At 63.4% G+C, this 13,322-nt stretch carries 15 protein-coding genes and 1 pseudogene; 10 read left to right on the top strand and 6 right to left on the bottom strand.

What is annotated here, in order from left to right; translation table 11 throughout:
- The 5 genes and pseudogenes from APH30_RS21720 to codA all read left to right on the top strand — a co-directional run.
- A pseudogene (locus tag APH30_RS21720) lies at positions 1–259 on the top strand (TenA family transcriptional regulator); the annotation flags it as partial.
- A gap of 2 nt (positions 260–261) precedes the next feature.
- The gene (gene tenA / locus APH30_RS21715; protein WP_054913734.1) at positions 262–921 is read left to right on the top strand and encodes a thiaminase II; all 660 of its coding nucleotides are present in this window, start codon (positions 262–264) and stop codon (positions 919–921) included.
- A 237-nt stretch (positions 922–1,158) separates the two neighbouring features.
- On the top strand, positions 1,159–2,421 hold the full coding sequence (codB, locus tag APH30_RS21710; RefSeq protein ID WP_054913733.1) for a cytosine permease: 1,263 nt from the start codon (positions 1,159–1,161) through the stop codon (positions 2,419–2,421).
- Positions 2,418–3,635 carry a PucR family transcriptional regulator gene (locus tag APH30_RS21705; RefSeq protein WP_054913732.1) on the top strand — a complete coding sequence of 406 codons (1,218 nt, stop codon included), beginning with the start codon at positions 2,418–2,420 and terminating at the stop codon, positions 3,633–3,635. The genes codB and APH30_RS21705 overlap by 4 nt, the downstream gene beginning before the upstream one ends.
- Before the next feature lie 4 nt (positions 3,636–3,639).
- Positions 3,640–4,878 (top strand): cytosine deaminase, encoded by a 1,239-nt coding sequence (gene codA, locus APH30_RS21700; RefSeq protein ID WP_029886206.1) that lies wholly within the window; start codon positions 3,640–3,642, stop codon positions 4,876–4,878.
- A gap of 48 nt (positions 4,879–4,926) precedes the next feature.
- Here the strand turns inward: codA and APH30_RS21695 are convergent, their stop codons facing one another.
- Together APH30_RS21695 and APH30_RS21690 are read right to left on the bottom strand one after the other, a co-directional pair.
- Positions 4,927–5,928, bottom strand: coding sequence for a threonine/serine dehydratase (locus APH30_RS21695; RefSeq protein ID WP_054913736.1), 1,002 nt, complete (start codon positions 5,926–5,928; stop codon positions 4,927–4,929).
- A 117-nt stretch (positions 5,929–6,045) separates the two neighbouring features.
- A complete protein-coding gene (locus APH30_RS21690) occupies positions 6,046–6,654 on the bottom strand; it encodes a transcriptional regulator (RefSeq protein ID WP_054913731.1) in 609 nt (202 codons plus the stop codon).
- A 252-nt stretch (positions 6,655–6,906) separates the two neighbouring features.
- Between APH30_RS21690 and APH30_RS21685 the strand changes: the two genes are divergently transcribed.
- Both APH30_RS21685 and APH30_RS29190 read left to right on the top strand, forming a co-directional pair.
- Positions 6,907–7,893, top strand: coding sequence for a DNA-binding protein (locus tag APH30_RS21685; RefSeq protein ID WP_054913730.1), 987 nt, complete (start codon positions 6,907–6,909; stop codon positions 7,891–7,893).
- A gap of 55 nt (positions 7,894–7,948) precedes the next feature.
- Positions 7,949–8,110, top strand: coding sequence for a DUF6021 family protein (locus APH30_RS29190; RefSeq protein ID WP_167524213.1), 162 nt, complete (start codon positions 7,949–7,951; stop codon positions 8,108–8,110).
- A 98-nt stretch (positions 8,111–8,208) separates the two neighbouring features.
- Here the strand turns inward: APH30_RS29190 and APH30_RS21680 are convergent, their stop codons facing one another.
- The 3 genes from APH30_RS21680 to APH30_RS21670 form a co-directional block, all read right to left on the bottom strand.
- Complete coding sequence (locus tag APH30_RS21680) at positions 8,209–8,460, bottom strand: hypothetical protein (RefSeq protein ID WP_054904707.1); 252 nt, start codon at positions 8,458–8,460, stop codon at positions 8,209–8,211.
- A gap of 14 nt (positions 8,461–8,474) precedes the next feature.
- A complete protein-coding gene (locus APH30_RS21675; RefSeq protein ID WP_009686910.1) occupies positions 8,475–8,975 on the bottom strand; it encodes a DUF4142 domain-containing protein in 501 nt (166 codons plus the stop codon).
- A 107-nt stretch (positions 8,976–9,082) separates the two neighbouring features.
- On the bottom strand, positions 9,083–9,796 hold the full coding sequence (locus tag APH30_RS21670; RefSeq protein ID WP_009686909.1) for an MgtC/SapB family protein: 714 nt from the start codon (positions 9,794–9,796) through the stop codon (positions 9,083–9,085).
- 395 nt (positions 9,797–10,191) lie between these two features.
- Between APH30_RS21670 and APH30_RS21665 the strand changes: the two genes are divergently transcribed.
- Positions 10,192–10,659 carry a sterol desaturase family protein gene (locus APH30_RS21665; protein ID WP_054913729.1) on the top strand — a complete coding sequence of 156 codons (468 nt, stop codon included), beginning with the start codon at positions 10,192–10,194 and terminating at the stop codon, positions 10,657–10,659.
- Between the two features lie 11 nt (positions 10,660–10,670).
- On the opposite strand, the gene APH30_RS21660 is transcribed toward APH30_RS21665, so the two are convergent.
- Positions 10,671–11,564, bottom strand: coding sequence for a bile acid:sodium symporter family protein (locus APH30_RS21660; protein ID WP_054913728.1), 894 nt, complete (start codon positions 11,562–11,564; stop codon positions 10,671–10,673).
- Positions 11,565–11,747: 183 nt separating this feature from the next.
- On the opposite strand from APH30_RS21660, the gene APH30_RS21655 reads away from it, so the two are divergent.
- On the top strand, positions 11,748–12,614 hold the full coding sequence (locus tag APH30_RS21655; protein WP_054913727.1) for a Dyp-type peroxidase: 867 nt from the start codon (positions 11,748–11,750) through the stop codon (positions 12,612–12,614).
- Positions 12,615–12,698: 84 nt separating this feature from the next.
- Positions 12,699–13,322, top strand: a 624-nt coding sequence (locus tag APH30_RS21650; protein ID WP_054913735.1) for an aldo/keto reductase, incomplete at its 3' end; no start/stop codon positions are given.

Here is a 13,322-nt window from a genome sequence, read left to right as displayed (position 1 = left end):
GCTGGCGGTGCTCAACGTCGCCGAGGGCCTGTACCTGGACTGGGCGTTGAAGGCGCCCAAGCCCTTGCCGGCCAACTTTGTCCATGCCGAATGGATCACGCTGCATGACAACCCGGCCTTCCAGGACTTCGTTGCCTTCCTGCAGGCCGAACTGGACCGAGTAGGCCCGCAGGCGGCGGCGCTGGCCAGTGACTTCTACCAGCGCACCGTGGCACTGGAGCTGGCCTTCTTCGATGCCATCTACCCGGAGGGCCAGTGAGCATGGATATCTTCGAGCGTCTGAAAACCGCCGCCAACCGCCCCTGGGCCCGCTATGTCACGCACGACTTCGTGCAGCAGATGGGTGCGGGCACGTTGAGCGAGCAAGCGTTTCGTACCTACCTGGTGCAGGACTACCTGTTCCTGGTCCAGTTTGCCCGGGCCTGGGCGCTGGCTGCCTACAAAAGCCGACGCCCGGCGGACATTCGTGCCGCACAGACCACGCTGGCGGCCATTCTCGATGAAACCGAGCTGCACCTGCGGCTGTGCGCGCGCTGGGGGTTGAGCCAGGCCGACATCGAAGCGGCGCCAGAGCATCAGGCCACCGTGGCCTATACCCGTTACGTGCTGGACTGCGGCGCTGCCGGGGACCTGCTGGAGCTGCAGGTGGCACTGGCCCCCTGCGTGGTCGGCTATGCCGAAATCGGCCGCGCCCTGGCCGAGCAGATTGGCGACTTGAGCGGCCACCCGTACCGCGAGTGGATTGGCGAGTACGCGGGTGCAGCCTACCAGGGCGTGGCTGCCGCAGCTCGCCGGCACCTCGACGAACTGGCAGCACGCAGCATGACCGAGCAGCGTTTTGCCGAACTGGCAGCCATTTTCGCCCAGGCCTCCAGCCTGGAAGCGGATTTCTGGCAGATGGGGCTGGACGGGGCGGCATAACGTTGCGTGCGGTGTCGGGCTGGGTGGTTACTACTCAGCCCGGAACCGCTTTGGTGCATGAATGCCTCAAAAGAAGTCGAGCCGCACACTTTCACCGGGCTAAAACCCGGCTTTACTGGTCACTGTGCACATGCACCAATGGGCTGCATGCCCGGTTTTTTTCGCTGTTTGGCGGCCGCAAAAAGCGGCCCGCATCTTGCTCCAGCTGCTCCCAACTACAACCTGGAGCCCCGTGCAATGAGCTCACCCAGCGAATTTCCACTCAGCGAAGCGCCGCCATCAGCCCGCAAGGGCCTGCTGCCGATCACCATGGTCCTGTTCAGTTTCACCTTCTTCACCGGCACCATGTTTGCCGGCGGCAAACTGGGCATGGCGTTCAGTTTCGCCGACATGCTGTGGGTCGCCACTCTCGGTAACAGCTTGCTTGCGCTGTATGCCGCCGCGTTGGCCTTCATTGCCTCGCGTAGCGGCCTGAACACGGTGTTGATGGGGCGTTTCTGTTTCGGGGAGGCAGGCAGCCGGCTGTCCGACTTCCTGCTGGGCTTCGCCGAACTGGGCTGGTACGCCTGGGGCACCGCCACGGTGGCGATCGTGCTGGTCAAGCTGCTTGGCCTGGCAGAGGGTTTCAGCCTGCCGTTGATGGTGCTGTTCGGCCTGGGCTTCAGCATCACCGCCATCCTCGGTTTCAAGGGGCTGGATGTGCTGGCCCGGGTTTCGGTGCCACTGATGTTCGTGCTGCTGTTGGTGTCGATGTACATCGCCACCCGCGATGCCGGTGGGTTCGCCGGCCTGGCGGCGGTGGTACCGCATGAGACCATGACGTTTTCGGCGGCAGTGACCATGGTGTTCGGTACCTTTGCCAGCGGCGCGACCCAGGCGACCAACTGGACACGCCTGTCGCGCAGCGGGCGGGTAGCGGTGGGCGCCAGTGTGGTCGCGTTCCTGCTGGGCAACGGCCTGATGGTGGTGGCAGGCGCCTGGTGCGCCATGGTCTACCAGCAGGCCGATATCGTCGAAGTGATGATGCTGCAGGGCTTGTCCTTTGCCGCAGTGGTCATGCTGTGCCTGAACCTGTGGACCATCCAGGGGCCGACCATCTACAACGTTTCGGCTGCCGCGTGCCACCTGCTGCGCAGCGAACGGCGGCGCACGGCGACCCTGTTGGCGGCCGCTGTGGGTATCGTGCTGGCCATGGGTGGCATGTACGAGATGCTGATCCCGTTCCTGGTGCTGCTGGGTTCGATCATTCCGCCGGTGGGTGGCGTGATCATGGCCGATTTCTGGTACCGCCACCGTGGTAAATACCCGGCGCTGGGCACTGCAACGCTGCCCCGTTACAACCTGGTCGGGCTGTTGGCCTACGCCGTTGGCGCCGTACTGGCCTACGCTTCGCCGTGGGTGGCACCGCTGGTGGGTATCGGCGCCTCGGCGCTGTGCTACATCGTCGTGCTCGAGCTGGGTGGGCGCCGCGCAGCGGCCCAGGCGGGCGTCGAACCGTGAGCCTGGCGCTGGAAGAAATCCTGCAGCTGCCCGGCCTGCACGAGATGAGCGTGCGCGCCGGGGCGCGCAACCTGCAACGGCGGGTACGCTGGCCTTATGTGGCAGAAAACGAAGGTATCGCCGAATGGGTGATGGGCGGCGAGCTGGTGTTCGTCACCGGCATCAACCACCCACGGGGTGAGGCCAACCTGCTTGCGCTGGTCGAAGACGGTGACGCCGTCGGCATTGCCGGGCTGGTAATCCTCACCGGCGGCAGTTTCATCCAGCACATTGCGCCTGCAGTGATTGCCCGTGCCGAGCAGCTGGGTTTGCCACTGATCGAACAGCCTTACGCCCTGAAAATGGTGGTGGTCACCCACTTGATCGGTACTGCGCTGGTGCAGATGACCCAGGTTCGCCGCTCGCGCAACGACATCCTCGGCCAACTGCTCAGTGGCGATTACCCAAGCCTGGCGATTGCCCGGCAGCGCGCTGCGCACCTGCAATTGGCGCTGGATGAACCGCGCCGGCTACTGGCCTTGCGGCTGGCCGGGGTCGATGAGCTGTTCCAGCGGTTGGGGCTGACGCTCGGCGAGCGGCGCTGGCAGCACACCCGCCAGGCCCTGGAGGACCAACTGGAAGCCTGGTGCCGGCAGCAGCCGGGCAGCGTCACGGCGCACCTGCCCGGTGACCTGTTCGTCGTGTTGCTGGCCGACACGCAAGACCTGCCGGAACGTTTGGCCGCGCTGTACCGGCAATTACAAGGGGTAGCCGGCGAGTTGAGCCTGTACATGGGGCTTTCCAGCCTTGCCGAAGACTGTGCAGACTACCGCCAGGCCTTGAATGAAGCGCGCCAGGCACTGGATGTGGCTCGGCACCTGCGCCCGGCCAGTGGTTACTGCAATTTCAGTGAGCTGGGCGTGTTGCGTTTGCTACAGGGCATCGTCGACCGCTCGCTGATCGACGATTTCGTCAGCCGTACCCTTGGCCCGCTGCTGGCACCAGGGCGTAAGCAGGCCACTGCATTGGTCCACACCCTCGACGCCTTGCTCATGGAAAATGGCAACAGCCTCAAAGCCGCCCAGCGCCTGGGCCTGCACCGTAACACTGTCAATCAGCGCATACAGCGCATCGAACAACTGAGCGGGCAGTCGATCGACGACCCGCTTTTTCGCATGAATGCTTCGGTCGCCATGTTGGTATGGCGCATGAGCGAAGCCCACGGCAAGGAGTAACCGCATGAACATCATCAACGCCCGGCTGCGCGGCAAACCCGGCTTGTTCCGCATTGAACTTGCTGGCGAGCGCATCAGCGCAATCGTGCCGCAGGCCAATGCAGTGGCGCAGGCGCCCGGCGACCTGGACGCTGCACAGAACTTGGTGGTAGCGCCCTTTGTCGAGCCGCACATCCACCTTGACGCCACCCTGACGGCCGGTGAGCCGAGGTGGAACATGAGCGGTACGCTGTTCGAGGGCATCGAGTGCTGGGCCGAGCGCAAGCAGTTCACCACCCACGATGACATCAAGGCCCGCGCGAAGAAAACCATTGGCATGCTGGTGGACCACGGTATCCAGCATGTGCGCACGCATGTCGATGTCACCGACCCGACGCTTACCGCGCTCAAGGCCATGGTCGAGGTACGCGACGAAGTCCGCGGGCTGGTCGACCTGCAGATCGTTGCGTTTCCGCAGGAGGGCATCGAGTCGTATGCCAACGGCAGGGCATTGATGACCGAAGCGGTGGCCATTGGTGCCGACGTGGTCGGGGGCATTCCGCATTTCGAGAACACCCGCGACCAGGGCGTGTCGTCGATAAAATTCCTGATGGACCTGGCCGAGCGCAGTGGCTGCCTGGTAGACGTGCACTGTGACGAAACCGACGACCCGCAGTCACGTTTTCTTGAAGTTCTGGCCGAGGAAGCCCGGGTGCGTGGCATGGGCGCCCGGGTCACCGCCAGCCATACCGTGGCGATGGGTTCGTATGACAACGCTTACTGCTACAAGCTGTTCCGCCTGTTGAAGCTGTCGGGCATCAACTTCGTGTCCTGCCCAACCGAAAGCATCCACTTGCAAGGGCGCTTCGACAACTACCCCAAGCGCCGGGGGGTTACCCGGGTAGCCGAAATCGACCGCGCCGGCATGAACGTGTGCTTTGGCCAGGACTCCATCGTGGACCCGTGGTACCCCCTGGGCAACGGCAACATCCTGCGCATTCTCGAAGCCGGGCTGCACATCTGCCACATGCTCGGCTACGAAGACTTGCAGCGTTGCCTGGACCTGATCACGGACAACAGCGCCCGCACCCTGAACCTTGGGGAGCACTATGGCATCGAGGTGGGGCGCCCAGCCAACCTGTTGCTGCTGTCGGCACCCGATGACTACGAGATGGTGCGCAGCCAGGGGCATGCGCTGGTCTCGGTGCGCCATGGCAAGGTGCTGATGCAGCGTACGCCAGCCCAGGTGCAGCGCCTGCTCTGAGCGGTTGAGGTTGGGGCCCGGCGCTATGCCGGGCCCTGGCGTCAGCTGTCACCCGACCGCTTCGAGAAACTTGTCCAGGACAATGTTGCGGCCACACAGGACCACCGCAACCCGCTTGCCTTGGTACTGCCTGGCCAGTTTCTGCATGCCGGCGACGGCAACTGCCGCAGCGCCTTCGATGATCCAGCGCTCGTGGCGGGCGATGTCGCGCATGGCTGCACGGATTTCGTCCTCGCTGACCAGCACCGTCCCGGTGACCAGTGCCTGGCACAGCGGGAAGCTGACAGCACCTGGCTCGATGCCACCGGCGGTGCCGTCGGAAAGGGTTTCGCGCGCCTGCACTTCGATGATCTCACCCGCCTGTAGCGAGCGCGCCAGTGCGGGGTCATTTTCGGGCCAGCAACCAATGATCTCGGTGCCCGGCTTGAGCACGCGCAGGGCGGCGCCGATACCGGCAATCAGCCCGCCGCCGCCCACCGCGACGAATACCGCGTCCAGGTCGGGTGCCTGCTCGAACAACTCCATTGCGAGGGTGCCTTGGCCTGCGATGACCTGCAGGTCGTTGTACGGCGACACGAACGGCACACCCTGCAGCCGCGCTTGCCTGGCGGCCTCCAGTTCTGCACCCAATGGGTCGCTGGGCAGGCAGATGACTTCGGCGCCCAAGGCACGCATCGCTGCCAGCTTGTAGGCCGACGCTGAAGCGGCGCTGTACACCGTCACCGGCACCCCAGCGGCGTTGCCGGCCATTGCCAAGGCCTGCCCGTGGTTGCCCGAAGACGCGGCGATCACCCCGGCAGCCCGCTGTTCGGTTGGCAGCAGGCGGATCTTGTTGCTGGCGCCGCGAAACTTGAACGAACCGGTGTGCTGCAGATGTTCGCATTTAAGCAGCACATCGCAACCGGTCTGCTCCGAGAGGCGGGCGCTGCGGGTCAGCGGCGTCACACTGACGGCAGGGCGCAGTGCCGCATGGGCATCCTTTATGGACCGAAAAAGCCCATCCAACTGAGTGGCATCGATAATGGGCGCAAGAGCGGGAGTGGCTGCCATGCTGTAAACCTGCATAGATATGGAATATCCGTCTACCGTAGACTTTTATTCTATTCGAGACAAGCAGGCGTGCACATGCGTCGCCGTGCTCATCCCGGCAAGCCAGCGATAGTGGGTTTAAAGGGCCTTGAGCTCTTTCAGGTACTTGTACACGGTCGCGCGCCCCATGCTCAGTACGCTGGCCACGTAGTCCACGCCACTGCGGCCTTGAAACGCGCCCTCGGCATGCAGCGCCTGCACCAGGCTGCGCTTGTCCTTCATGCGCAACGTTTGCAGTGACAGGTTGCGCGCCTGCAGCCAGCCATGCAGGAAGGTGTTGATGCGTTCCTGCCAGTCGTTGCGGAACAACGCGTCCGGTTGCGGCACCACACGGCTCATCTGGAAGAACGCATCCAGCGCAACACGAGCCTGCTCCAGTACCGACACATTCAGGTTGATGCACATCAGGTGCTCGGCTGCGCCCTGGGCATTGCGCAACACGGTGCTGATCGAACGGACCTTCTGGCCGTTCCAGTTGAGTTTCTCGTAAGGGCCAAGGTTCGTGCCCTGGAGCAAGTCGCCCAGTTCATGATCGATCGCCGAGTCGTCACCCAAGGTGCGTTGGGAGAAGTTGTTGGCGATGTGCACCACTGTCTGGCTGCGCAGGTCGTGGACGATGACTTCCGCGTGCGGGTACAGCAACAGCGCGATGCTGTCGGCAATTGCCTTGTAGTTATCCAGGGTCATGTGTTTCGGGTGCTTTTTCGCAGGGGCAGGAACCGGACGTTCATGGTGGCGGCAAAGCGCCTGGGACACAAGGCGGGTGGTTGCAGAGCCTCGTACCGCTGCCAGCACTACCAAACGCACAAATTTACCCCTCACATGCGATAAGCCGTGATTATTCCATCTGAGAAAACCTTTGCTGACGAAGGCAATCATTGGCATAATCAGTACGTAATTACATGCTACATAACACGGTACGAAATCGTAGGAGCACTCATGGCCCGGGGCGGCATAAACAAGGTGGTGGTGCAGCAGGCACGCCAGGCGCTGATCGCCCGGGGCGAAAACCCCAGCATCGATGCCATTCGTATCGAGCTGGGCAATACCGGCTCGAAGACCACCATTCACCGCTACCTCAAGGAGCTGAATGGCCAGCAGCCGGTTGCCGCGGAAGGTGGCGTTGCATTGAGTGAGGTGCTGGCCCGCATGGTTGGGCAATTGGCGACCCAGTTGCAGGACGAGGCCGATCTGACCATCGAGCAGGCCGAAAGCACGTTTACCCAGCAGCGTGAACAGCTGCAGGCGCAGCTCGAAAGCGCGCAGCAAGCCCTGGCCGCAGCGCATCAGCAGCACCAGATCGATGCCGCAGCACTGGCCGCCGAGTCCGAGCGGCTGCTGTCCACGCAAAGCACGTTGCAGGCCGAACAGCTACGCAGTGCGAGCCTCAACCAGTCGCTGGGCGAACTGCAGCTGCGCCTGGCAGACAAGGACGAGCAGATCCAGTCACTGGAAGACAAGCACCGCCATGCCCGCGACGCCCTTGAGCATTACCGCAGCGCCAGCCGTGAGCAGCGCGAGCAGGAACAACGCCGGCACGAGGCGCAATTGCAGCAGTTGCAGGTGGAAGTGCGCCAATTGCAGCAGGGCATGATCGTCAAGCAGGACGAACTGACCCGCCTGCACCGCGATAACGAGCGTTTGCTCGGTGAGCACCGCCAAGTGGCCAGCGAATGCCGGGCGCAGGGGGAATTGCTGGAGCAACGTGATGCGCAGATCCAGGGTTTGCGCACGATCCTGGCGCAGGCGCAGGGCGCCAGTGAGGAAATGCGCCGGCAACTGGAGACCCAGGCACAGAGCCTGGAGCAGCGGCGCGAGCTGTGTACCGAGCAAGCGCGGCAGCTGAAACACTTCGAGGAACAACTGCGCGAGCGTGACGAGGCGTTGGCGCAGTGCCGGGCGCGGATGGCCGAAGCAACAGGTTAATCAAACTTTTTCGTGGCAGCGCTTTCTTCCCTAAACACCTCAAGGAGATAGCGTCATGCCTGATAAACAACCACCGCACAAACAGGGGCCGCACTCCTCGGAGCAGGCGGACAAGCAGAGTGACCTGGGTTTCGACCCGGATTCGCCGGACCTCGACGATCCGCAGGTTGACCCGCAGGGCCCCGCCAAACCACCCAGGGATGTGGAGAAGAAATAGGGAATGCCCGCCAGCTGAGCGAAATGGGCTGGCGGGTTTACCGAGGGATTTGCCCGGCCTGTGACGCCAGGCGGCGCAAATCCCCGGTTTGCCAGCGCTTAGCCCTCGGCCCGCCTGGCGGCGTCTACACCGGCCGCCGACAGCTTGATGGGGTACTGGACGCTGATTTGGTGGTCACTGCTGACCACCACGCTGCCATCATGAATCAGGCCGTCGTCCTGCAGGGTCTTGAGCATGCCTGCAACGGCCTTCTCGCCACGATAGTTGTCCAGCACTTCCTTGCCCAGCCCCTGCGGATGAGCATGCAGCAGACGGGTGAGTACTTCGCTTTTCAGTGCATCGTTACTCATGTCGAACCTCACGTTCACTTAGCGTGTTTGGCCTGCAGTGCCTTGGCGTGCTCCAGGTGCTGTTCCAGCTTGGGCAGGGTTTCGCTGGCGAAGGCCTTCAGCTCAGCCTTGTCGGAGGACGCAGCTTCTTTCTTGAACAGCTCGACCGCTTTCTCGTGCGCATCGACCTGGTTGTTGAGGTAAGACTTGTCGAACGACTCGTCACGCCATTCCAGGATCATCTTCTTGACCTTGTCGGTCATCGCCGCGTCGTCGGGTACCGAAATATCCAGTTTACGGGCGATGTCGCCGAGCTTCTGATTGGCCTGGGTATGGTCGGTGACCATTTGCTGGGCGAAGGTCTTGATCTCTGCGTTCTGGCTTTTTTCCTGGGCCAGGTTGCCGGTAACCACTTCGGCGATGCCGGATTCGACCGCTGCATCGACGAAATCATTGGAGCTGGCTGCCAGCGTGTGGGCCGATACCAGACCCAGCACCATCGATAACCCGACACGCTTGATGAAAAGACTGCTCATGCTTCACTCCTTAAACCTTGGCGCGACCTCAGTGTCGCGTACGGTTGAGGGGCGGGGCAGGGCAAAGGTTTAATCTTTTTCATCACCGGCAGCGAACCCGGTGGCGCTCAATCCACGGCCAGCACCTGTTGCTGAAGTTGCCAACGCACCGAACTCACGCCCTTTTCCAGGCTGACCCGGCTGACCAGGCGCTCCAACTGCGCCGGTGCCTGTGCGGTGCCCAACAGCTCTGCACGCACCTCAAGCCTGGCCGGGTTGTCCAGGTCGGCACTTTGCAGCGACTGCAGGCGTAGCTGCGGTTCGGCCAGGCTGTGCAGCATCAGGCTGCGCACCTGGATCTCGTCCTCGGCGCGGCATACGATGCGCACTTCGAAATGCTGTTCGTGCTCGCTGGCGGGCACCACGCCCTGGCGGTCAAGGCGTTGGGCGATGTCGCGCAGCAGGATATTCGCGCACAGCACCACCAGGCTACCCAGCGCGGCCTCCAGCAACAGCCCCAGGCTGCACAAGACACCGACCGCTGCCGTGCACCACAGGGTGGCGGCGGTATTCAGGCCGCGCACATTGAAGCCGTCGCGCATGATCACCCCGCCGCCGAGAAAACCAATGCCCGAGACCACATAAGCGGCAACGCGTGAGGCATCGGCAGCGGCCATGCCGGGCACTGCCTGGGTCATCAGCACGAACAGGCAGGCCCCGGTACTGACCAGTGCATTGGTGCGCAGCCCGGTCAGGCGCTGGCGCAACTGGCGTTCGGCGCCGATCAGCGCCCCTAGCAGCAACGCGACACTGACGCGCAGCAGAAAAACGTTCCAATCCATAGCTCACCTCTTCCACGGGCACAGGCCCGCATGAGCGCCTTCACTGGGCGCGGTTGAAAAACCAGAAAGATGCGCAGGACCACGGGGGAGGGAGGTGAAGCGGGGGTTACACGAAACCACCGTCTTGCCAGGCTGGCCAGACAGTGCAGGACACTGCCGGGCTAGCGCGCCACGCGGGCCTGTCGCAAGCGACTGGGGCTACTGTCCAAAGCGGGTCTCCTGTTGGGATGGCTAAATTGCGACGCGGACCATACGCCCCGCGGCAAAGCCGGTCAAGGGTGCAAAGATGACAATGGCTTAATCGGCACATGCCCTGCGGCGGCGCCTGCCACGTGGAAAAAAAAACCATCAGCCGGTAACCTTGCGCCACCCTATGCGATCACCCGGACCGTTCCATGCTGCTCAATCTGACCGTGCTGTTCGGCACCCTGTTGGCCATGGAGGGCGTAGGCACGCTGGCCCACAAGTACATCATGCATGGCTGGGGCTGGTGCTTGCACCGCTCGCACCATGAGCCACAGCTGGGCATGCTCGAAACCAATGACCTCTACCTGCTGGCCCTGGCGCTGATAGCCGCCGCCCTGATCGCCCTGGGCAAGGGCGGCCATGCGCCGCTGCAGTGGGTGGGCGGTGGCGTGGCGGGCTATGGCGTACTTTATGTACTGGCCCATGATGGTTTCTTTCATCGGCACTGGCCGCGCCGGCCACGGCCGGTCAACCGCTACCTCAAACGCCTGTACCGGGCGCACCGGCTGCACCATGCAGTGAAGGGGCGCACCGGAGGGGTGTCGTTCGGTTTCTTCTACGCGCCGCCGTTGAAGGTGTTGAAACAGCAACTGCGGGGCAAGCGCAACCGGCGCTGACTGCCTGGCCGTTACCCGGCGGTGCCGCGTTCAGGCTGCGCCACGGCGTGCCCTCGGCTCACCCACCAGCCGAAACCGGCGGCGGTGAAGAACATGATCAGGCTGTACAGTGCTGCCGGCACTGCCATGGTCGGGTTGTTCAGCAGCGACGGGCTCAGGGCCAGGGCAATGGCCAACGTGCCATTGTGTATGCCGATTTCCATGCCGATGGCGATGGCCTGGCGCTTGGGGATGTTGAGCAGGCGCGGCACCCAGTAGCCCACCGCCAGGCTCAAGATGTTGAACAGCAGCGCCGCCAGGCCCACGACCGGTGCGTACTCGACCACCGTCTGCCAGTCCTTGGCCAGCGCCAGGACAATGGTGAATGCCAGAAACAATGCCGCCACCAGCTTCATCGGCTTTTGCATGCGCGCGGCAAACGCGGGGGCAAAGCGGCGAATCAGCATACCCAGCGCCACCGGCAGCAGAACAATGGCGAACACCTGCATGACCTTGGCGAACTGCAGCGGTATGGCCTGGTCCGACGCCATGAACCAGCTCAACGACAGGTTGACCAGCAGCGGCATGGTGAGAATCGCGATCAATGAGTTGACCGCTGTGAGGGTGATATTCAACGCCACATCGCCATGTGCCAGGTGGCTGAACAGGTTCGCCGTGGTGCCGCCCGGCGAAGCGGCCAGCAACATCAACCCCACCGCCAGCGCCGACTCCAGGCCAAAACCGTTGGCGATCAGGAAGCACACCAGCGGTAACAGCAGAATCTGGCAGGCCAGGCCCACCACCACGGGCTTGGGGTATTTCACTACCCGTGCGAAGTCGGCCAAGGTCAACGACAGGCCAAGGCCCAGCATGATGATGCCCAGGGCCAGGGGCAGAACGGCGGTGAGCAGGGGCGAGGCGGTCATCGGTAGTCTCTCGGACGAAGGATCCGAAGCAGTCTAGGTGGGTCGGGGTGGATAGGTAATTGCAAAGAGCCAGCTCTTGGTAACCATTTGTTACCAGAGACATCCCTCATCGGTGCTGTATGGCGCGTTGCAGCAAGCCCGCAGGCGCAGTAGCATGCCGCCTTTTTCGAGGATTAGCCTGTCATGCCGTTCCAGCAAGGTCTGCTTGCCACCCCGGTGCCGGCCCACGCCCGCCACCTGTTCTTCACCCTGCAATCGCCCGAGGCGTTGCCTGCCGCCCTCGATGCCTTGCTACCGCAGGTCGATGGCGTGCAGGTGATTCTGGGCGTAGGCGCGCCCATGGCCAAAGCCCTGGGGCGTGAAGTACCTGGCCTGCGTCCTTTCCCGCTGCTGGATGCGGCGGTAGAGAACCCCAGCACCCAGCATGCGTTGTGGCTGTGGCTGCGTGGCAATGAGCGGGGCGACCTGCTGCTGCGGGCCCAGGCACTGGAGCAGGCGTTGGCGCCGGCCCTGCGCCTGGCCGACAGCGTTGACGGGTTTCTGCACCGGGGTGGGCTGGACCTGACCGGCTACGAAGACGGCACTGAGAACCCGGTGGACGAGGATGCGGTGCAGGCAGCGATCGCTGCCGATGGTTCCAGCTTTGCTGCGTTTCAGCTGTGGAAGCACGACCTGGCGTACTTCAAGTCGCTGCCCCAGGCCGACCAGGACAACATCATTGGCCGCCGCCTCAGTGACAACGAAGAACTCGACGACGCGCCCGAGTCGGCACACGTCAAGCGTACTGCCCAGGAAAGCTTCGAGCCCGAGGCCTTCATGGTGCGCCGCTCGGTATCCTGGGCCGATCAGCGCGGTGCCGGCCTGGCTTTCGTTGCCCTGGGCCGCAGCTTCGATGCCTTCGAAGTGCAACTGCGGCGCATGAGTGGCCTGGAGGACGGCATCATCGACGGCCTGTACCGCTTCAGCCGGCCCCTGAGCGGCGGCTACTACTGGTGCCCGCCAATCAGCGCCACCGGTGTCGACCTGAGCCCGCTGCTGCAGGCCAGGTAAAAACATCCGGACACAGAAACGCCCACGCGCGCCGGGTGGAGCGACTAGCCTTGGAAGTTTCCCTGGCATGACGGGAGCTTTTCCATGTATGCACGTCGTGATGTCCTACGCGTGGGTGCTATGTTAGGCCTATTGGCCAGCGCCCCTTGGTTGCACGCGGCCACGCCGGCAGGCATGTTGACCCGCGCCGTACCGTCCAGCGGTGAAGCGCTGCCGGTCATTGGCGCCGGGACTTCCGGCAGTTTCGAGGTTGAAGCCGGTTCGGCTGCCTACCAGCAACTGCGGGCAGTGCTCAAGGCCTTTTTCGACGGTGGCGGGCGGGTGATCGACACCTCGCCCAATTACGGTGGCGCCGACAGCATTCTTGGCCAATTGCTGGAGGAAGGGGGCTGGCATTCACGCTGCTTCATTGCCACCAAGATCGCCGCCGACAGCCGCGCAGAAGCCCAAGCGCAATGGGCTGAGAGCCTGAAACGGCTGCGCACCGACAAGGTCGACCTGTTGCAGGTGCACAACCTGCGTGACTGGCGAACCCAACTGCCCTACGCGCGCGAACTCAAGCAGCAGGGCAAAACCCGCTATGTCGGGATCACCCATTACCTGAACAGTGGCCACGCCGAGGTCGCCGAGCTGGTGCGCAGCGAGGCGCTGGATTTCATCCAGATCAACTACTCGGTCAGTGCCCCCCAGGCCGCCCGTGAATTGCTG

It is taken from the genome of Pseudomonas sp. NBRC 111127, assembly GCF_001320345.1.
Taxonomy (GTDB): domain Bacteria; phylum Pseudomonadota; class Gammaproteobacteria; order Pseudomonadales; family Pseudomonadaceae; genus Aquipseudomonas; species Aquipseudomonas juntendi.
The sequence above is the reverse complement of the archived record's forward strand: the minus strand, read 5'-3'. Positions and strand labels throughout refer to the sequence as shown.